At 68.4% G+C, this 18,937-nt stretch carries 15 protein-coding genes and 3 pseudogenes; 6 read left to right on the forward strand and 12 right to left on the reverse strand.

Features of this window, described 5'->3' with window-relative positions:
- The first annotated feature begins 195 nt into the window (after positions 1–195).
- Positions 196–726 carry an SMI1/KNR4 family protein gene (locus tag ACFVXE_RS29290; RefSeq protein WP_389675636.1) on the forward strand — a complete coding sequence of 177 codons (531 nt, stop codon included), beginning with the start codon at positions 196–198 and terminating at the stop codon, positions 724–726.
- A 73-nt stretch (positions 727–799) separates the two neighbouring features.
- Here ACFVXE_RS29290 and ACFVXE_RS29295 read toward each other — a convergent pair.
- Both ACFVXE_RS29295 and ACFVXE_RS29300 read right to left on the reverse strand, forming a co-directional pair.
- Positions 800–2,008 (reverse strand): annotated as a pseudogene (locus tag ACFVXE_RS29295) (IS110 family transposase).
- Positions 2,009–2,414: 406 nt separating this feature from the next.
- Positions 2,415–2,582 (reverse strand): annotated as a pseudogene (locus ACFVXE_RS29300) (MFS transporter); the annotation flags it as partial.
- Positions 2,583–2,661: 79 nt separating this feature from the next.
- Between ACFVXE_RS29300 and ACFVXE_RS29305 the strand changes: the two are divergent.
- On the forward strand, positions 2,662–3,282 hold the full coding sequence (locus ACFVXE_RS29305; RefSeq protein WP_389675638.1) for a TetR/AcrR family transcriptional regulator: 621 nt from the start codon (positions 2,662–2,664) through the stop codon (positions 3,280–3,282).
- On the opposite strand, the gene ACFVXE_RS29310 is transcribed toward ACFVXE_RS29305, so the two are convergent.
- Together ACFVXE_RS29310 and ACFVXE_RS29315 are read right to left on the reverse strand one after the other, a co-directional pair.
- On the reverse strand, positions 3,263–4,621 hold the full coding sequence (locus tag ACFVXE_RS29310; RefSeq protein WP_389675640.1) for an MATE family efflux transporter: 1,359 nt from the start codon (positions 4,619–4,621) through the stop codon (positions 3,263–3,265). The genes ACFVXE_RS29305 and ACFVXE_RS29310 overlap by 20 nt on opposite strands.
- Positions 4,618–5,604 (reverse strand): phosphotransferase family protein, encoded by a 987-nt coding sequence (locus ACFVXE_RS29315; protein WP_389675642.1) that lies wholly within the window; start codon positions 5,602–5,604, stop codon positions 4,618–4,620. The genes ACFVXE_RS29310 and ACFVXE_RS29315 overlap by 4 nt, the downstream gene beginning before the upstream one ends.
- 373 nt (positions 5,605–5,977) lie before the next feature.
- Here ACFVXE_RS29315 and ACFVXE_RS29320 point away from each other — a divergent pair, with 373 nt between their 5' ends.
- Positions 5,978–6,271, forward strand: coding sequence for a hypothetical protein (locus ACFVXE_RS29320; protein ID WP_389675644.1), 294 nt, complete (start codon positions 5,978–5,980; stop codon positions 6,269–6,271).
- 138 nt (positions 6,272–6,409) lie between these two features.
- On the opposite strand, the gene ACFVXE_RS29325 is transcribed toward ACFVXE_RS29320, so the two are convergent.
- The 3 genes from ACFVXE_RS29325 to ACFVXE_RS29335 form a co-directional block, all read right to left on the reverse strand.
- Positions 6,410–6,982, reverse strand: a complete 573-nt coding sequence (locus ACFVXE_RS29325; protein WP_389675646.1) for an SDR family NAD(P)-dependent oxidoreductase — start codon at positions 6,980–6,982, stop codon at positions 6,410–6,412.
- A 128-nt stretch (positions 6,983–7,110) separates the two neighbouring features.
- Positions 7,111–7,815 (reverse strand): hypothetical protein, encoded by a 705-nt coding sequence (locus tag ACFVXE_RS29330; protein ID WP_389675648.1) that lies wholly within the window; start codon positions 7,813–7,815, stop codon positions 7,111–7,113.
- Between the two features lie 323 nt (positions 7,816–8,138).
- Positions 8,139–8,465, reverse strand: a complete 327-nt coding sequence (locus ACFVXE_RS29335; RefSeq protein ID WP_389675650.1) for a hypothetical protein — start codon at positions 8,463–8,465, stop codon at positions 8,139–8,141.
- A 516-nt stretch (positions 8,466–8,981) separates the two neighbouring features.
- Here ACFVXE_RS29335 and ACFVXE_RS29340 point away from each other — a divergent pair.
- Positions 8,982–9,065: pseudogene (locus ACFVXE_RS29340) on the forward strand (FAD-dependent monooxygenase); the annotation flags it as partial.
- A gap of 206 nt (positions 9,066–9,271) precedes the next feature.
- Here ACFVXE_RS29340 and ACFVXE_RS29345 read toward each other — a convergent pair.
- From ACFVXE_RS29345 to ACFVXE_RS29365, 5 genes are all read right to left on the reverse strand, one after another.
- Positions 9,272–9,895 carry a malonic semialdehyde reductase gene (locus ACFVXE_RS29345; protein ID WP_389675652.1) on the reverse strand — a complete coding sequence of 208 codons (624 nt, stop codon included), beginning with the start codon at positions 9,893–9,895 and terminating at the stop codon, positions 9,272–9,274.
- 141 nt (positions 9,896–10,036) lie between these two features.
- A complete protein-coding gene (locus tag ACFVXE_RS29350; RefSeq protein ID WP_389675654.1) occupies positions 10,037–12,043 on the reverse strand; it encodes an acetoacetate--CoA ligase in 2,007 nt (668 codons plus the stop codon).
- Positions 12,040–13,668: a bifunctional 3-(3-hydroxy-phenyl)propionate/3-hydroxycinnamic acid hydroxylase gene (locus ACFVXE_RS29355; RefSeq protein ID WP_389675656.1), complete on the reverse strand. Its 1,629-nt coding sequence runs from the start codon at positions 13,666–13,668 to the stop codon at positions 12,040–12,042. The genes ACFVXE_RS29350 and ACFVXE_RS29355 overlap by 4 nt, the downstream gene beginning before the upstream one ends.
- Positions 13,665–14,603, reverse strand: a complete 939-nt coding sequence (locus ACFVXE_RS29360) for a fumarylacetoacetate hydrolase family protein (RefSeq protein ID WP_389675658.1) — start codon at positions 14,601–14,603, stop codon at positions 13,665–13,667. Before ACFVXE_RS29360 ends, ACFVXE_RS29355 begins: the two co-directional genes overlap by 4 nt.
- Positions 14,600–15,745: a VOC family protein gene (locus ACFVXE_RS29365; protein ID WP_389675660.1), complete on the reverse strand. Its 1,146-nt coding sequence runs from the start codon at positions 15,743–15,745 to the stop codon at positions 14,600–14,602. The genes ACFVXE_RS29360 and ACFVXE_RS29365 overlap by 4 nt, the downstream gene beginning before the upstream one ends.
- A 136-nt stretch (positions 15,746–15,881) precedes the next feature.
- Between ACFVXE_RS29365 and ACFVXE_RS29370 the strand changes: the two genes are divergently transcribed.
- Both ACFVXE_RS29370 and ACFVXE_RS29375 read left to right on the forward strand, forming a co-directional pair.
- The gene (locus tag ACFVXE_RS29370) at positions 15,882–16,517 is read left to right on the forward strand and encodes a TetR/AcrR family transcriptional regulator (protein WP_389675662.1); all 636 of its coding nucleotides are present in this window, start codon (positions 15,882–15,884) and stop codon (positions 16,515–16,517) included.
- A gap of 187 nt (positions 16,518–16,704) precedes the next feature.
- Complete coding sequence (locus tag ACFVXE_RS29375) at positions 16,705–18,885, forward strand: SpoIIE family protein phosphatase (RefSeq protein ID WP_389675664.1); 2,181 nt, start codon at positions 16,705–16,707, stop codon at positions 18,883–18,885.
- The last annotated feature ends 52 nt before the right edge of the window (positions 18,886–18,937 follow it).

Consider the following 18,937-nt stretch of genomic DNA (forward strand, 5'->3'; position numbering starts at 1 on the left):
TCGCGGCCAACGACGCCACAGCCCCCTCCACAACTCCCATAGCACGATGATGACGGATCATCACGGAACAGACGGGTTGTTTCTCTGCAAGCCCTTAGGCGAGGAGGCTTTCGTCGATGTCTTTGGAAGTCAGCCGCCTGCGCGTGTGAGCGGCGGCCTGCGGAGTGACGCTGCAGAGGACCGTAGGATGCGTGTATGGCTCGATTCGACGAGGTCAAGGCGACGTTCTGGGGCAAGGGTTTCTACGGGGTTCAGCCACCGTTGACCGACGCGGCCGTCGAAGAGGCCGAGGTTCAACTCGGCGTCCGTTTGCCGTCCTCATTGCTGGAGATCTTGCGCTTCCAGAACGGTGGCCAGGTGGCGGCTCAATGGAACGCGGTTCCGACCAAGGTGCCGACGTCATGGAGCAAGGACCACGTTCCGCTCGAAGAGATGATGGGCATCGGCCAGCGCGAGAATCAGTCGTCGCTGCTGGACACGCCCTACTTGATGGAGGAGTGGGAACTCCCGTCCCCTCTCGTTCTGCTCTCGGGCGATGGACATTGCTGGATCGCACTCGACTACCGGGGCTGCGGCCGACGGGGTGAGCCGTCGGTGACGTGGTTCGACACGGACGAGAACACAGAACTCCCCCTGGCTGCGGACTTCAAAGAGTTCGTGGAGCGGCTCACCTGTGCCGAGAATCTCGGTGCCGACGGCCCGAACGAGTCTTCGGCCACGCGCTGAGCTGGGCGCCTGCCCCTGCTGCCGGGGCTGACCGGTAAGTCTCGCGTCCCGAGAGGGCCGCTGAGCTTGATCGTCATGCGCCGACCACACCGGACTGGGGCGGTTGGGGAGTCCAGCAGGGCGTTGATCCCGAATGAGAGCCCAAAGGACATCGAGGCGACGGGCGAGCGAGGGCGAGGACTGCCTGCTTGTGGCTCTTGCCCTCGGCTCGCTTGCGGTCGTAGAAGGCCTTGGACGTGGGACAGAAGCGGGCGGCGATCTGGGCGGAGAGGTAGAAGACGCGCAGGAGTCGTCGGTGGTAGCGGTGTGGTCGGCGCATGTTGCCACTGATACGTCCTGAGTCCCGTGGGACCGGTGCGAGTCCAGCGACGCCGGCAAGTCGGCCGGAGCTGCCGAATGCGTCCATGTCACCGCCGGTGCAGGCGATGAACTCCGCCCCCAGCAACGGGCCCATGCCGGGCATGCTAAGGACCACTTCCGCATCGCGGTGTTCGTGGAATCGGGCCGCGATCTGTGCGTCGATGCCAGCGAACTCTTCGTCCAGAGCCAGCACCGCCCTGGCCAGGGCGCTGACCACTGCCGCGGCAGTCTTCTCTCCGGCCACGGCGGTGTGCTGAGCCTGCGCCGCAGTGACTGCTGCCTCGGCCATCGCCTGGGCGCCACGAACCTTGCGGTTCTTCAACCAAGTCGTAAGCCGGCTCGCGCCGATCCGGCGCAGGCCGGCTGGCGTCTGGTAGCCGGTCAACAGAACGAGCGCCGCCTTGGAGGTTGCGTAGTCGAAGGCCCGTTCCAGAGCTGGGAAATACTCCAGCAGCTGGGCTCGCATCCGGTTGATGACCCGGGTCCGGTCGGCAGCGAGGTCGTAGCGGCGGGCGGTGAGGATCTTCAAGTCCACCGCGATCTCGTCCCACTCCTGCAAAGGCTGCAGATCCCGGCGCATCCGTGCCTGATCGGCGATGACGTAGGCATCCCTCGCATCGGTCTTGCCGTCCCCTCGATATCCGCGGGACGCGTGATGAACGGTGCGGCCGGGGATATAGAGCAGGCGCTGGCCATGGCTGACGAGCCGAGCGATCAGCAGAGCGCCCCCGCCGGCGTTCAGGTCGACTGCCCAGGTCACCGGGTCCTCCCCGGCCAGCGCGAGGACATCGCCTATCAGTTCCAGCAGTTCGGGCTCGTTGTTGGGCACCCGGCGCGAGAGCACCTTCGTCCCGTCCGTGTCGATCACCGTGCAGTGGTGCGCGGTCTTGCCGGCATCCGTACCCGCCCAGAGCTCGGGCACCCGAGCCTCCCTCGTCGATCGGTTGACTGGTTCCCTGCAGACGACCACGCCGACATGTCCTTACGAAGCGATCTCTGTTCGCTGATCCCAATGAGTGGCCGTGTCGTCGCGGGGCACTGGGCGGCCAATCAGTCAAAGCCACAACCACGGCATGAGCGCTTTCAGCCACACCCAGACCTCTGGGTCTGCCGATCGTACGAAGGACCGGAATCAACCCGCTAACAAGGTAAGGAGCGTTCCAGTTGGTCTGTCCGGCCAGGTGCGCGCTCAGGCTGCCATCGTCCTGATCAGGTCGTTCGTCCGCTGGTGATCAGGTGCGGCCGAGCCGGACTCGCGCCGGCTTCCACGTGGAGGGGGCCGAGCCCCGGCAGCCGAGAACACGATCGCGTGCTCACCGCCCATCCCGCCATGTCCACGGGGAGATGCCCACGGCCGCGATGGCGGCGCAGTCGCGCATCATCGCCATGGAGCCGAACCGTGCGGAGAGGCGGTCGGCGAGCAGACGGCCGATGGTCATCGTCGCGGCGAAGGTGCCGTAGGCGAAGGCATCGGTGCTGGCGGATGCGCCAAGGACGGCGGATCACGTCGACCGGTAGCGCGCTGAGGCAGCTTATGCGCGGCCTTCTGATCACTGCCGCTGCGATGATGGGGGTATGTCTGATGCGGAAGTCAAGGTGCCTGCGTCTTCGCGTGGGTATGCGAAAGGGCGGGCGCGCCGTGAGCAGATCGTGACGACGGCTGCTGAGGTGTACGCGGACGTGGGCTATCACGGCGCCTCGCTGCGGGAGATCGCCAAGCGTGCCGGCATCAGCCACGTGGGCCTCCACTACTACTTCCCCAGCCGTGAAGCGCTGTTGGCGGCGGTGCTGGAGCGCCGCGACGAGGAGGACACCGCACGGCTCGGACCGAAGGAGTACTCCCCCACGGCGGCGGTGCAGCATCTGGTCGACCTGGCCGATCACAATGCCCGGCATCCGGGGATAGTGGAGTTGTACGTGCGTCTCGCGGCGGAGGCGTTCTCTGAGGATCATCCCGCGCATCAGTACTTCACGGATCACTACAGGACCACGCGGGAGTATGTGCACCGTGCATTGCGGGAGCTGGCGGAGCAGGGGGCGTTGCGGGAGGGGGTCGATCCCCGGGTGGCGGCGGCCGGGTTCGTGGCACTGATGGACGGGTTGCAGGTGCAGTGGCTGACAAGTCCGGATGAGGTGGACATGGCCGGGGTGCTGCGTTCCCACGTGGAACAGCTCCTTAAGGAGCCTTCGGCGTAGCGGCGTGCAGGTGTCGCAGCAGCAGGAGGGCGACTGTTGCGGTGGCCACTTCGCCGGCTGCCAGAGCGGTCCAGACGCCTGTGGTGCCCAGTCGGCCGAGGGCGGCGATCAGGGGAACCTTGATCAGAAGCAGGGTGCCGATGGAGATGAGGTACGCGGGTGCCGGGCGGCCCAGTGACTGGGCGTAGGCCGCTACCAGCGGGCCGATTCCGGCGACGGTCATCCCGATCGCGATGACCGGCAGTGCCTGTCCGGCGGCGGTGATGGTGTCGGCATCATTGAGAAACAGGCTGGCCAGGGGTCTGGCCAGAGCGGCGAGGGCAGCGGCGGTGATCAGGCCGTACAGCACGGAGGCGCGGAGGGAGTAGTTGCGGGCTTTGAGTGCACGGCCGGGCAGGCCGCGGCCGGTGTTGTAGCCGACGATGGGCTGCAGTCCCTGGCTGATGCCGGTGTGCGGCATCATCACGAAGGTCTGCAGGCGGGCGCAGACGGCGTAGGCCGCGAGCGCGGTGGCCGACCCGGCGGCCGCGAGGGTGGCGTTGATGAGGACAGCCAGGAGTGTGACACCGGTGCCGGCCAGGAATGAGGGCAGGCCGACGCCCAGCAGGGCTCGCAGCGTCGGACCGTGGGGCAGCAGGTCCCGCAGGCCGACGCGGTAGGGGCGGCGCGACTGGACGAAGAAGAACCACAGGCTCATCGTCGCGGACACGGCCTGGCCGCCGACGGTGCCGAGCGCGGCGCCCCGTACACCCATGTCGAATCCGAAGATGAGCAGCGGGTCCAGGGTGATCTGTACGGCGACGGGCACGAGCCACAGCAGGGTTGAGAACCCCATTCGGCCTTCGGCTCGCACCAGGCTGGAGAACCCGGTGGATACCAGGGCCCCGCAGAGCAGCACCACGGCGTAGGGGCGGGCGGTTGCGCCCAGTTCACCGGTGGCGCCGAGCAGGGTGAGCAGCGGGTCCAGGAAGGCCAGGCCGAGTGCGGTGGTGGCTGCGGCGCAGGCCCAGAACAGGGCGAAGGAGTTGCCCGCCGCGCGGGCGGCGGCCCGGTGGTCTCCCGTGCCCAGGGCGCGGGAGATCAGGGAGGCGCCGCCCGCGCCGACGGTGGTGGACACCGCGCCGAGGAGCAGCAGGAGCGGGGCGACCAGGTTGACCGCGGCCATGGCGGTGTCGCCCACGCCGCGGCCGACGAACCAGGCGTTGGTGAGGGCGTAGATGCCGTATACGCCGACCGCGGCGGTGGTCTGGGTGCAGGCGCGCCACAGCAGCCGGCCTACCGGGTCGGTGCCGAGCCGGGTCGTGTGGTCCGTGACGGCCGGCGTCTGTGCGGAAGTCACCGGCGGGCGCGGCCGAGCAGAGCCATGGCCTCGTCGAGGCGGGGGCGCGCCCAGTCGTACTGCTTGGTGTCGGTGTGCCCGCGGTACACGGTTTCGATGACCATGATCAGTAGCAGGTAGAGGCAGTACAGGCGGCGGCGTGTCTGCTCGGTTTCGGTCAGCTCGCCGCGACCGTAGCCGTGCATGAAGGGTGCCGGGTCGCCGAAGGCGGCTATCTGGGTTCCGGTGAAACCGGCCTCGATCAAGGGGTCGCCGTAGAAGGCGCGTTCGTGGTCGATGATGCAGATGATCTTGCCGTCGCGGACCATGACGTTGCTGGCCCACAGATCCCACTCCACCAAGCGGGCTTCGGTGACCTCGTCAAGGCTGTCGGCGTGTGCGGCCACGACGGCGCGCACGGTGTCGTACTCCCAGCCGATGTCAACGCCGCGACGCTCGCCATCGACGAGTACGTTCTCGATCATCGTGGTGAACGCCTGCCGCCAGGTGGCATGGCCGGGCCCGGCCAGCGGGCCGAAGTGCTGACCGCGGACGGAGTTGATCTCCCGGTTGACCGCGCCGAGTTGCTCCATCAAGGCATCTCGCTCGGCCGCGGGAAGCGACTCGGCGATGATGCCGAGGTTGTCGGCGTCGATGTACGGCATGAAGAAGTAGTCGGCGTCGCACAGTTCGCGGCTCTGGTCGGCGAAGTCGACGGCGAGGACGGGCACGGCGGTCCGTGTGCTCAGCAGGTCCAGCGTGGTCAGTTCGATCGACATGGCGCCGTGCTCGTAGGTCATCACCTCCACACCGGGCGGCGGGGCGATCTTCAGGGCGACCTCGGCGCCATCGCGCAGGCGGATGCGGTAGGCGACGTTGAACCAGCCGTGCCCCAGCTCGCTCGCCCATCCGTCCCCGGCCGGGACCTGACCGGCTCCGTAGGCGCGCTCGATCATGGCGCGCAGCACCTCGGGAGACTGCCTGTTCTTGGTGATGCTCTCCACACTCGTTCCTTTCGTTAATGGCGTGTCGGTGGTGTCTCTGCGAGGGAAGGGGCAAGACCCCCGATGCGCGGTCGGCTGCGCGGCCCTCGGTAAGCGTCCACAAATACTTACCATGTGTTAGAAATTCTCCGCCAGAGGGTGGGCAGGCTCCTACGCACCCGATCTGCGAGCTGTACACCGGCGCGGCCCCAGGGCCTACGACCCGAGAGAACGCTCGTGGGACGACTTAAGCCCGGCAAGCCGACGCCGCCGCCGCGACGAACTGCCCGCCACCATCCAGGTCAGGGAGACCCGCCCTGGGGAAGGCAAGGCATTCACCGATCTCGCCGCGCTCGCCATGAAAGGACACGGCGACTTCGACGACCGCGATGCCATGAGCGAAACCATCGACGAAGGGGGCCCGTTCACCAGCCGGTTCGGAACCGGCCGGCTCCTGTTCCTGGTAGCCGAGCACACGCCTACCGGGCGCATCGTCGGCATCTCGTCCAGCATTCCGCCTCTGTCCGTCCTTGGCGGCATGGAGCACCATGGAGCAGCCCCCGCCGCACTGGCCTGGGCTGACCTGTACGTGTGCTGGGCTCTTACCGAAAGCCGCGAGGAGGCTATGGCCTTGGAGAGCAGGGTGCTGGCGGTTCCGGGCGTGGGCTGGTGGAACCGGGCGCGCTGATCCGCTCACGCGCGTTGCCACCATCGGCGGTTTCGCCTGGTCGGTTCCGGATCGGTGGGCGGTGCGGTGGGAGGGGGCGGGGCTGTCCGTTCTGGTTCCAGTCCCACCCGGCCCGGATGTACAGAGACCGGGACCCGGTCATCGACCGTGTACCGGTAGCCGTCCGAAGCGTCGAGCGGCCATTGCCTGCTGGGTCGGTCCGCCACGAGGAAGTGACGCCAGCGCCGCCTTGGTCGCGCCGTACGCGGCAGCGGTGGCCAAGCCGAGGCTGCCGGCCATGCTGCCAATGTTGATCACGCTGCCCGATCCCTTTGCCGCCATCGCCGGGGCGGAGGCGGCCACGAGGAAGAACGGCGCGCGGACGTTGCTGGCGAACATCGCGTCGTAGTCGGAGAGCTTCATCTCCTCGGTCGGTGCCATGACAGCTTGCCCGGCGTTGTTGACCAGGACGTCGATCTCGCCGACCTCCGCAGCGAGCCGGTCGATGCCGGCCGGTTCCTCCAGGTCCGCCGCGACGAATCGGGCGCGGCCGCCGACCGTGGTGATCTCCTCGACGGTCTCGGCGCCGCGCTGGGCGTTGCGGCCGGCCACGACGACGGACATTCCGTCGGCGGCCAGCCGCTCGGCGACCGCCCGGCCGATTCCAGACGTGGCCCCGGTAACCAGGGCAGTAACGGGGTGTGGGTCGAGGTTCGCGCGTTCCGCAGACATGGGCTGCACCTTTCGGCTGACCGGAGCAACGCACCCCCGACAGGCGGATCGCTTTCTATTTCCTCGATCACCTATCGGACACCCCCTCGTGTAAGCCCTTAGGAACTCACACTCGCGAAAGCGCAAAGCTAGAGTTTCGGGCCGGTGTTGCCATCGTCATCCGAAGAGTCCCGCTGCTTCCCCTCGCCCGGGGCAGAGAGGTCCTCTTGCTCGTCCAGCAGCTCCAGGAGCGCGGCGTCTGCCCTCTGCTTGTCCTCTTTCGTCAGTTCAAGAGTTGCGTTGCTGTAGACGGTGTACCGGTCGGGATCGCTGATGTTGGCGGCCCTCAAGGTGAACGTCAGAAGGGTGCGCCACCCCTTGCGGTGGCCGACCCTCGCCTGGAGCTGGACCTTGTAATCGCGGGGCTCCGGAACGAATCCGGAAAACGGTGCCTCGAACTCGATGAGGAGTTGTTGCGCTTCTCTGCCGGCCACGGCGAATCCGGCCGGCAACTTCGGCTCGTCCTCCGGCCCGGGCTGGAGACGGGACGGTGAAGACATCCACAGGAGTGGCAGATGGGAGGCGGGCTCATCAGGGAAGGACAACCTGAGATCCTGCACGACTATCGGCTTGGCACCGGTGTTGTGAAGGACGAGCGGAAGCCGCACTCGAGCCATGGACCGGTGGACAATCGCAGCAAAGGAATGAGGCTCCCAGGACTTCAGGTGTCCTTGCCTGGCGTTGATCCACCAGAACGATGCGACGGTAAAGATCAACGCGCAAACCGACACAACGCCGGCGCCAGGAATCGATGGAGACGCATCCTGAACTGCAGCGGCCAACAGGGGAAGCACAATTTCAGTGTGCCAGCCCCAGGGTGCGCACGCTAACAGAACTCGGCGAGCGGGGGCCTTGAGCAGCCAGCCTCTCGGTACGGAGTTGTTGGGTTCCTTCATCTGTCGGCGGTGAGGTATGCCAGCGAAGCGTCCAAGTCCATGTTTCCGGACTAAGCCCCCTTGGGCACCACATCACGGTTTTCAACGACTTCATTGCTCTCACCTCGCGGTGCCGAGTCATAAGGGAGGGGAAGGGCCCTCGGAAGTTCTGTCGTCGGAACATCGGAACAAGCGAGGCCTGAACAGAGAGGCGGTACTGCATCAGTCAGATGCCACCAGCATCAGTTACCGGACGAAGGCAACCTTCGCGTCCGACCGGCGCTGCAGCAGTCGTCGCTGTACCGGCGCCCCTCCCACAGGTAGCTGATGCCGTAGTCCCAGCGGTAGTCGTTGAGGCGGTAGCAGCGGCAGTCGTGGTCGCCGCCCCAGCGGTGGCCGCGATCACTGCACCAGCGGTGGTGGTCGGTCTCGACGCTGACGGCCGGGCGCTGAGCGTGTTCGGGCGTCGCCGTCACGGCCGACGCAGTGCTCCCGGCAACAAGAACGGCTCCGCCGGCCACCGCCAGGGAGGCGATTGCGACAGACATGCGCTTCGAAAGGTTACTCACAGGTTTTCCTCCTTCGACTAAGAGCACTCCGTCAGTGCAACAGGCACTCAGGTCATTGATGCAATTCGCGGTGCTGAATTCGAATGCAGCAGGGCGGTCCGCTCTGCTTCCTGCGCGTCGGTCGGCTCTGTACCGCGTCACCGGATGCGAGAGAGGTGCCGTGCGCTGATTCCTCCGATGTTCCATACGACGTACGGAACCCTCTTCATTAATACCATACGCTGTATGGAAAGTCGACGGCGCTCTACCCGGGGGAGCCTCACCTGTGTGATGACGGCGACGCGGCGCCGGGAACCGGGCCTCGCGCCGGCCGACACTCCGCATGGCGAAGGGGGTCGCCGGCACGAAATCTGCGCGTTGCCCGAGGGCGATCGTTGCAAAATGTCCTGCGGTCAACGGCAGGTCGAGAACTTGTCCATTGCGGACTTTGCTCCTGCGAGGTCTTCACCCATCTGCGCGACCTGCGGCCGAAGCTTTCGCTACCGGTGGGAGCCCCAACCGAGAGACAGCGGCCCACGATTTACCGAATACAGCTTCCGAGTTCGCATCGACCGCTGGCACCGCGGCCGCGTCTTCCTCCTCGGCGACGCGGCCCATCTGCTTGGTCACACGCGGCATCGCGGTGACGACAGGGCTTGGCCATGGCCCGATGGGTGCCAGCTGTCAGTTCCATCAGCGGCAGCGCGTGCTGGGTGCGCACCACCTCGACAGGGGTGAAAAGGTGGGCGCCGGCCTCTCACCTACACGCCGATCGCTCTCGGGTGATCGGACTTCGGATCCCGCGCGACCAGGCGGCGGCAGTGCGGTCAGGCATAGGCGACGGCATCCTCGACGGGCACGCGGGGCAGCCGCGGGAACCACGGGTCGGCACCGGGGTGACCGATGTTGACCACCAGATGCGAACGCCAGCTGGTACCGGCGAAGAACTCCTCGTCCACGCCGGCCTTGTTGAAACCCGCCATGGGACCAGCCGCAAGCCCAGCTGCGCGCACCGCGAGTAGGAAGACCCCGGTCTGCAGTGCCGAGTTGTATACGGCGATGCTCTCCCGTGCGTCGATCTGGCCGGCGAACGCCGCTCGCAGCATGTCGCCGCGGGCCGGGAAGACTGTCGGCATCTGCTCGTGGAAGTCGACGTCGTACGCCAGGATGGCCACGGCCGGCGCGCTGAGCGTCTTGGCCCTGTTGCCCTCGTCGAGATGCCCGACCAGTCGCTCCTTGCCCTCGCGGGTACGCACGAAGAGCACACGCAGAGGCTGACCGTTGGCGGCGCTCGGCGACCAGCGGGCGAGTTCCCAGATCATGGCGAGTTCGTCGTCGGCAACAGCCCTTGCGGCAAAGGTATTCGCGGTGCGGGCCTCGGTGAACAGCACCTTTCGTCCCGCGTCGTCGAGGACATCAAGGGCCTGCGGTTCGCGGTCGGTCATGCTCATCATTTCTCTCCTGCTTCGGTTGTGTGTGGTGCCGGGGCGTTTGACCGCCCCGGCACCACCCCGTGGGGACGGGGTTTGCGGGGCCGGGCGGGGCACCAGGACCGGCTGGTGTCACGTGGGCCTGTGGTTCCCTGACCGACGTCATGTGTGGTGTGTTGACCGCTTGTCCCGCTCGGCGCCCAACCGGGCGAAGTAGGCGATCAGTTCGGGGTTGTCGACCGACGCGGGGTTCAGGACCTGCTCGGCGGGGGCGCCCTGGAGCAGGCGCTTGACGGGTACCTCGAGCTTCTTGCCGGTCTTCGTGTGCGGGAGGGCCGGTACGGCGATGATCTCGTCGGGAACATGGCGGGGTGAGGCGCCGGCGTGGATCGCGTCGCGGATCCGGTCGCGCAGGGAGTCGTCCAGGCCGACCCCGTCGGCGAGGACCACGAAGAGTGGCATCCAGTAGCCGCCGTCGGGCTCCTCCGCGCCGACGATGAGGGCCTCGATGATCTCGGGGAGGCGTTCGACTACGTCGTGGATGTCGGCACTGCCCAGGCGGACGCCGTTGCGGTTGAGGGTGGCGTCGGAGCGGCCGTGGACGATCACCGAGCCGTGCGAGGTGAGGGTGATCCAGTCTCCGTGCCGCCACACACCGGGGTAGGCGCCGAAGTAGGCGTCGTGGTAGCGGCTGCCGTCGGGGTCGTTCCAGAAGTACAGCGGCATGGACGGCATGGGCCGGGTGACGACCAGTTCGCCGACCTGGTCGACGACAGGGGTGCCCGTCGTGTCGTAGGCGGCCAGCGCCACGCCCAGATTGGGGGCGGACAGCTCGCCCGCCCAGATGGGGGTGGTGGGGGCGCTGCCGGTGAAGGCGGAGACGACGTCCGTGCCACCACTGGTGGAGGCCAGCTGGACGCCGACGCCCACGTGGTCGCGGACCCAGGGGTAGGCGGAGGCGGGCAGAGCGGAGCCGGTGGAGCCGATGACGCGGATGGCCGAAAGGTCGTGCACGGAGGGTTCGATGCCCAGCTTGCTCATGGCCAGCAGGTACTGGGGGCTGGTTCCGAAGACGGTGACCTTGTGGCGGGCTGCCAGGTCCCACAGGGTGTCCGGTCGCGCAAGCGGTGCAGGGCTGCCGTCATACGTGCAGGTGGCGGCACCGGTCAGCAGGGTGGAGACGACCAGGTTCCACATCATCCAGTGGGTGGTGGTGTACCAGAGCAGGCGGTCCCCCACGCCCAGGTCACAGTGCAGGCCGAGGAGCTTGAATTGCTCGAGCAGGACCCCGCCGTGCCCGTGGACGATGCCCTTGGGCAGGCCGGTGGTGCCGGAGGAGAACACCACCCACAGAGGGTGGTCGAACGGCACCTGGGCGAAAGAGAGGTCCTCGGTGCGGGTGACCGCGTCCTCCCAGGGCACCGTCAGCCCCGGGTGCCCGCCCTCGGGCCAGGCAAGGCCCACGTGCTCCACGAGCACCGTGGCCTTCAGCGTCGGCAGGGTGGTAGCCAATTCGAGCGAGGCGGCCCGGCGGTCGTGTGTGGTGCCGTTGAAGAGGTAGCCGTCCGCCGTGAACAGCACCGTGGGTTCGAGCTGGGCGAAGCGGTCGGCGGCGGCCTTGGGTGCGTAGTCCTGGCCGCACACCGACCACACCGCGCCCAGGCTGGCGGTGGCGAGGAAGGCGATGACGGCGTGGGGGGTGTTGGGCAGATAGCCCACCACCCGGTCGCCCTGTCCGACGCCCAGGTCGCGCAGGGTGGCGGCGACGGAGGCGACCCGGGATCGCAGTTTCCGGCCCGTGATCTCGTAGCCGGCTCCTGTCTCGTCCAGCGCGGTGATCGCGGGAGCGTCCGGCTGCAGGTTGCGCAGCGCGTGGTGGGCGTAGTTGAGGGTGGCGCCGGGGAACCAGCGGGCGCCGGGCATGGTCTCCTCGTCCAGCACCCGCTCGTACGGAGTCGCCGCGTCGATGCCGAAGTATTCCCACACCGCGGCCCAGAAACCTTCCAGGTCGGTGACGGACCAGCGGTGCAGGGCCTGGTAGTCGGTGGGGTCGAGAACGCCGTCGGCGCCCTTGTGCCGGGCGACCCATCCGGCGAAGTCCACAATGCGGCTGCGGGCGGCCACGTGTGGGTCGGGAGCGAAGAAGGGTTCCGGGTGCGGGGTGGTCATGGTGTGGTGTTCCTCGTCAGGGGCGGGGCGTCGGCGGTACGGCGGGCCGTGTGCAGCAGGGGGGCCCAGGCGGCGGTGTCCGTGAAGTCCCCGGTGCCGGCCGGGACGGTGTCCATCACGACGCGGTCGGGGCGCAGCAGGACGGCGTCCGACCGGCCTCGTGCCAGCCAGGTGACCAGGGTGCCGTCGTCGCCGAGGTCGTCGATGTGGACTGTCGGGGCGCCCAGTGCCGTGGCCACGGCCGTCATCTGCGCCGTGGGCGGCACAGCGGTCAGGACGGCGAAGGAGTACCCGAGGACGTCATCGAGGCGCACTCGCCTGCCGTCGTGCCGTACCCAGGGCTGCGGGCAGAAGGTGCCGGCCAGCACGCGGCCGGTCAGCCTGGGGCGGCGCCGTACGAGTGGACTGGCGGTCAGGGCGGGGCTGAGGTCACGGCTCACCGCCTCGGTCACGCCGGGGATGCGACAGACCGCGCCCACCACGGCCCGGCGGAACGCCGCAGCGCGGTCCTGCCCGCCGGTCATGGCCCAGCCGACGGCGACCGCGATGCGGATCACATGGCGGGCATGTGGCTTGCGCTCGCGTTCGTAGGTGTCCAGCAGCCCCTCGGGTGCGCCCTGTCGGAGAACGCTGGCGAGCTTCCAGGTGAGGTTGTGGGCATCGCGCAGGCCCGCGCACAGACCCTGCCCGACGAAGGGCGGGGTGAGGTGGGCGGCGTCGCCCAGCAGGAAGACATTCCCCCTGCGCCACCGGTCGGCGAGACGGGCCTGGAAGGTGTACTGCGCCTGACGTATCACCTCGAAGTCGTCGCCCTGCGAGGCTGGCAGGTCCACCCAGGGCGCGACCAGCTCGCGCAGGCGCTCCCATCCGTCCGGGCCGTCCAGGTTCTGGTCGTCGGCCAGCCGGAACTCCCAGCGGTAGCGGTCCTCGCCGACGCGCATGAAGGTGGCCGGCCGGGTGGGGCAGCAGATCTGCTCGGCGCCTTCCCAGGTACGCACCGGGCGGCTGGTGCGCACGTCGATGACCCGCCAGCTCTCCTCGAAGTGCAGGTCCTCCCAGTCGGTGCCGATGGCGTCACGGGTGAGACTGCCCGCACCGTCGCAGCCGAGGACGGCATCGGCCCACAGGTGCTCCTCCTCGTCGCTGCCGTCGCGCCGGAAGGTGACTCGGACCGGACCTGTCGGATCGTCGGGTGCGTCGGTGTTCTGCATGTCGGACTGGGTGACGGACACGACCTCCACCCCGCTCCACAGCTCGCACTCCGGACGGCGCGCCAAGGCGTCACGCAGCAGGCGTTCCAGCTCGGGCTGGTTGAACATGCTCAGCTGTGGGAAGCCGTGGAGTCCGTGCATGGACCGCGGGAATTCGGTGATCACGCGGCGCCGGGCGTCCAGCAGCCTCAGCCCGGGCGCCGGGCGGGCGAGGGCGGCGAATTCCTCGTGGACACCGACGCTCTGCAGGATCCGGCGGATCTCGTCGTCCACGACGACGGCGCGCGGCAGGGGGTAGATGTCCCGGTGGCGTTCGAGGATCAGGCTGGGCACTCCGTGCCGGGCGAGCAGGAGGGCGGCTGTGACCCCCACGGGTCCCCCACCGATGATCACCACCGGGGATGCGGCCTTCATGGTGCGTCCGTTATGGGGGTCCGCTGTTCGCCGAGGTCGATCCGTCCGTTCGGGGTGGCGATCGTGGCAGTGATGAGGTCACCGCTGTGCAGGTAGTTGGGGTTCTTGGCCTGGCCCTTGAAGAACGCCTTCCACTTCAGTGCGGGCGGCAGCAGCGCAGCGATCTTCTCGGCCGCCTTGGGCGGGGCCTTCAGGGCCGTGCCGCCGGGAGTGCCGGTCAGCAGCAGGTCGCCCGGGTCGAGGGTCTGGAATCGGGCGAGCAGGGTGAGCGCCTGTGCGGGGCGAACGATCATGTCGGCCAGCGTGCGGTCCTGGCGCGACACGCCGTTGACCGACAGCCGCAGCCGCAGGTTCAGCAGATGGGCGAAGTCCCCGGGCTCCAGCAGGGCCAGGTACGGCCCCGTCGGCGTGAAGGTCGGATAGGACTTGCTCTCGTAGAATTGGGTCTTGGTCAGCTGGACGTCGCGGGCGCTGACGTCGTTGGTCAGGACAAGGCCGGCGACGTAGCGCGGCAGGTCCTGCTCCTCGACGACGGTGCCCACGGGCAGGGTCGCGCCCATGACGAGGCCGAGTTCCACCTCGTAGTCGAGGAACTTCACGTGCGCGGGGCGGATGATCGTGTCCTGGGCGCCGCTGACCGAGCCGGACGCCTTGCGGAAGAAGGTGGGCGGGATATCGCCGGTGAAGCCCGAATCCTTGGCGTGGCTGCGGTAGTTGACCATCTGGGCGACCACCCGGCAGGGGGTGGTGACCGGAGGCAGCGCCACCATGTCGGCGAAGGGCGTGCCGTTTTCGGCGGAGCCGGCGGCCTCGCGGACCGCCTCCCGGTCGGCGAGCAGCTCGGCGGTGGTGGCCGCCTTGGTCTCGACGCGGACGGCGCGCTCGTCCCGGACGACCCACCATCCGTCGGTGGTACGCAGAACGTTGGTGCTCATGAGCTCATCGCTTTCATCAGGCCCAGCAGGCGTGCGGGATCGAGTTCGTTGTCGCCACGCAGGGCCGTCATGACCTCGCGCAGCTTGGCGGGGGACGGGTTGGTGCCCAGGAAGTCGCGGGTGACCGGTGGGCCCCACTGGGCCAGGCCGCTCGCCGACATCGGGGCCCAGCCGGGCTCCAGGTCGCATGAGAACAGGTCGCCGTCGGCGAAGTGCTCCAGCATGAAGTGGTCGGGGTCGCGCCAGTAGTCGAACAGCTGGCTGCCCTGAATGTGCCGGCCGATGCCCCAGCTGCGCTGGTAACCGCGCTCGGTCAGGTACTCCCCGCCGGCGCCGATCGCGTCGAGGTCGGTGACCTGGTAGGCGGAGTGGACGTAGCCGGTTCCGGGCCCCAGGTGCAGGGCCAGCGTGTGGTGATCGACGGCCACGCTCCCCTGGTCGCACCGGATGAACGCCATCGTCGGCCCACGCCCGCGCTGCCCGTCCAGGAACAGGAAGTCGGACACGATCATCCCGAGGGTGTCCAGGTACCAGTCCAGGGTGCGGGCGAACACGCTTGTCTCCAGCACCACATGGCCCAGCCGCTGGATACGGGACGGCTCACGGGGCGGACGCTGGGTGACGTTCGTACGACGGTGATCGGTACCGAAGTTGAGGGTCAGCGGCTCCTGCTCGGGCAGCGCGGGCAGCTGCTCGGTGCAGTGCACGACCCGGACCGGCAGGCCCGAGGGATCGAGCAGGGCGACCGACTGCCCACCGCCCGGTACGCCGATGTCCCGGACGGTACTGCCGGTGACGCGGGCCAGCCGGTCCAGGTCGGCCCGCTCGGCCGGGCGGAACGCCGGTCCGATGAAGCGGGACGTATACCCCTTGCGGATCACCATGCACGGCGAGCCGGCGAACGTGCCCCGCAGCCACAGCTCGTGCTCGGTGCGGGCGGCGATCGCGAAGCCGAAGTCACGGGCGAAGACCTCGGCCCGGTCCAGGTCGGGCTTCTCGAACTCCAGCCAGGCCAGATCCGCCACCTTGATCACGGGATTCCGAGAACGTCCGGGGCGCTCTCCGCGCAGGGCGCCCAACTCACTGTGGAGGTCTTGGTGGGGCGTCTGGGGGGCGGCCCTGTTAACGGGGGTGTGGGACATGGTGTCCTCCAAGCAACATCGCTGTAATGAGGAAATCATCAACTTTGCTGTAACCATCGTCAATAGGGTGGAGCCAAATAATTGATGACTTCATCAGTAATGGCAGTCTCATCGCGACGGTTGTTACACTCGCCGTATGCCGACGTCAGCCCTGCCAAAGAACCGCTTCGAGCGGCGCCGCGCCGAGACCCGTCAGGCGTTCGTCCGTGCGGCCCGGCAGATCCTCGCGGAGACCGGGGACACCAGCGCCAGCATCCAGGCCATCGCCGAGCGCGCGGACGTCGGTTTCGGCTCCTTCTACAACCACTTCGAGTCCAAGACGGAGCTGTTCGACGCCGCGGTGACGGACGCCCTGGACGAGTTCGGGCAGGTCATCGACGAGCGCGTACAAGGAATCGACGACCCGGCCGAGCTCGTCGCGGCGGGCTTCCGGCTCACTGCCCAGATGGCCGACTCCCACCCTGAACTCATGCGGATCCTGCGGGACCGCGGTCTGGCCCAGATCCACACGGACCGCGGCCTCGCCCCTCGAGCCCTGCGCGACCTGGAGACCGGCATCGCCTCGGGCCGCTTCACCTGCACCAGCCCGACCACCGCCCTGTCCGCCCTCGGCGGGACCCTGCTGTCCCTCGTGGCGCTGCGGCTGGCCCGCCCCGACCTCGATGGCGACGAGGCCGCATCGGACCTGGCCGAGATGGTCCTGCGCATGCTCGGTGTCCCGCCGGACGACGCCCACCAGGTGACCCGGCGTCCGCTGCCGAACCTCAGTTGACCGGGAGCACCGGCTGCGCCGGGCCCCGTGGACACCGGAAAGCCGTGGGCGCCACCCCGTCCGCCGGTGGCCGCGCGTACCCTCGTCCTCGACCCCGACCAGCCCTTGAGACCGTGCTCCTCCCGGCCACCGCGCAGCCGGATGCGGCCGGCTTCGCGGTTCACCAGGACGGCGTAACGTCGTCAGTGTGGACTTCACCGCGGACAGTCTTCTTTCTCGTGCCGCGCATGAACTCAGCCTGCGAGCGGACGAGCTGATCCGCGACGTAGAGCAATGCCTGTGGCGCGAGGTCCCGGAGCTGTGGGACGAACCCGACATCGCGCAGATGACGCGGGAGAACGTAGCCGAGCACGTCATCAGCATGCTTTTCGGAATCGAGCACGACATCGAGCCAAGGCGGATCGATCCGCCGGCCGGCGACGCAGAGCGCGTGCGTCGGCTGGCTCAGCGCGGGAAGCCGGTCACAGCGATGCTGCGCGCCTTCCGGCTCGCGCAGGGCCTTCTCCTCGACCGGCTGCTCGAAGAGCTGGCCCGACTGACCAGCGATGCAGAGCCGATCAACGCGGCGACACGCAAGCTGATCGCACTGTCGACCGAGTACATGGACCACACATCGGAGACGGGCGTCCTGGCCTTCCAGGAGGAGCGGGATCGCCAGGTGCAGTGGCGGCTGTCGGTGGTGAACGAGGCGAGCGTACGCATCGGAACGACCCTGGACATCGCCCGCACCGCCCAGGAGTTGGCGGACCTGGCCACCGAGTACCTCGCCGACGCCGTCACGGTCGACCTCCTCGACACGTCTTCCGGAGAGGAGCCTCCCGCGAAGGGCACACTCGTGGTTCGCCGGGTCGTCCAGCGGTCGGTGACGGACGGTTACCCCGAGACGACCGACCTGGAAGCGATCTACGGGGAATCGCCGGTTCCGCCGCAGCAGCTCCACAGGTATCCTGACGGATCCCCACCGGCTCGCGCCCTGGTCACCGGCCGGCCCTCACGGCACCACCTCGGCCGGTCCGCATCAATGCTGCTGGTACCGCTGTGCGCCCGTGGCACCACGCTGGGTGTCGCCCACTTCTTCCGTCGCCACAAGCCCGACGCGTACGGGGACGAGGACCTGCTCCTCGCCCAGGAGATCGCAGCCAGGGCGGCGGTGGCCATCGACAACGCCCGCCGATACACGCACGCGCGCGCCACCGCCCTCACCCTCCAGCGCAGTCTGCTCCCGCGCGGTACACCCGACCAGTGCGCCGTGGAGGTCGCCTGCCGCTACCTGCCTGCCGCCGCCGAGCTCGGCGTGGGCGGCGACTGGTACGACGTCATCCAGCTGTCCGGTGCCCGGGTCGCACTCGTGGTGGGCGACGTGGTCGGGCACGGCATCCACGCCGCCGCCACCATGGGCCGGCTGCGGACCGCCGTGCGCACCCTTGCCGATACCGACCTGCCGCCCGACGAACTCCTCACCCACCTGGACGACGTCGTCATCCGCCTATCCGCCGAAGTCTCTGCCCAAACGGACACCGAATCCGCGGGGGACATCGGCGCCACCTGCCTGTACGCCGTGTACGATCCCGTCGCCGGCTGCTGCACCCTCGCCCGCGCGGGCCACGTGCTGCCCACCGTGATGACCCGGGCCGGGACCGCCGACATCCTCGAGCTGCCCGCCGGCCCGCCACTCGGCCTGGGCGGCCTGCCATTCGAGTCGGTGGAGATCGACCTGCCCGAGGGCAGCCTCATCGCCCTCTACACCGATGGCCTGATCGAGGCTCTCGACCACGACATCGAGGCGGGCCTCACCCGACTGCGCCAAGCCCTCGCGCGGTCCTCCACCTCCCTGGAAGCGACCTGCGACACCGTCCTCGAAGCGCTGCTGCCCGCAGACCGACCGCAGGACGACGTGGCTCTCCTCCTGGCCCGCACCCACACCCTCGGGGACAGTCAAGTCGCCACCTGGGACGTGGACGCCGACCCGGCCGAGGTCGCCCGGGTCAGAGCGAGCGTCTCCGAGAAGCTGACCACCTGGGGACTGGAGGAACTCGACTTCACCGCCGAACTGGTCGTCAGCGAACTGGTCACCAACGCCATCCGTTACGGCCGGCCTCCCATCCAGCTGCGTCTCATCCACGATCGCACCCTCATGTGCGAGGTCGCGGATGCCGGCAGCACGACTCCGCACCTGCGCCGGGCCCGTGTCTTCGATGAGGGCGGGCGAGGTCTGTTCCTCGTCGCCCAACTCGCCGAGCACTGGGGAACGCGCCATGCCCGCCGTGGCAAAACAGTCTGGGCGGAGTGCGCCCCGGGCACGCCGGAGCTCTTCTCGGACGCGGCAGAAGCAGAACTGGACGTGGAAGGTCTTCCTGAGGTCGTATGAGCACCATCTCCCCCGGCCCGCCGACACGATCGCGAGGCTTCTCGGGGGCTTC

This window comes from Streptomyces sp. NPDC058231 (assembly GCF_042882275.1).
GTDB lineage: Bacteria > Actinomycetota > Actinomycetes > Streptomycetales > Streptomycetaceae > Streptomyces.

Excerpts from the sequence above, each read along its gene's own strand:
- ACFVXE_RS29290 (WP_389675636.1), top strand. The coding sequence starts at position 196 with ATGGCTCGATTCGACGAGGTCAAGGCGACGTTCTGGGGCAAGGGTTTC.
- ACFVXE_RS29305 (WP_389675638.1), top strand. The coding sequence starts at position 2,662 with ATGTCTGATGCGGAAGTCAAGGTGCCTGCGTCTTCGCGTGGGTATGCG.
- ACFVXE_RS29320 (WP_389675644.1), top strand. The coding sequence starts at position 5,978 with ATGAGCGAAACCATCGACGAAGGGGGCCCGTTCACCAGCCGGTTCGGA.
- ACFVXE_RS29325 (WP_389675646.1), bottom strand. The coding sequence starts at position 6,982 with ATGTCTGCGGAACGCGCGAACCTCGACCCACACCCCGTTACTGCCCTG.
- ACFVXE_RS29345 (WP_389675652.1), bottom strand. The coding sequence starts at position 9,895 with ATGAGCATGACCGACCGCGAACCGCAGGCCCTTGATGTCCTCGACGAC.
- ACFVXE_RS29350 (WP_389675654.1), bottom strand. The coding sequence starts at position 12,043 with ATGACCACCCCGCACCCGGAACCCTTCTTCGCTCCCGACCCACACGTG.
- ACFVXE_RS29355 (WP_389675656.1), bottom strand. The coding sequence starts at position 13,668 with ATGAAGGCCGCATCCCCGGTGGTGATCATCGGTGGGGGACCCGTGGGG.
- ACFVXE_RS29360 (WP_389675658.1), bottom strand. The coding sequence starts at position 14,603 with ATGAGCACCAACGTTCTGCGTACCACCGACGGATGGTGGGTCGTCCGG.
- ACFVXE_RS29365 (WP_389675660.1), bottom strand. The coding sequence starts at position 15,745 with ATGTCCCACACCCCCGTTAACAGGGCCGCCCCCCAGACGCCCCACCAA.
- ACFVXE_RS29370 (WP_389675662.1), top strand. The coding sequence starts at position 15,882 with ATGCCGACGTCAGCCCTGCCAAAGAACCGCTTCGAGCGGCGCCGCGCC.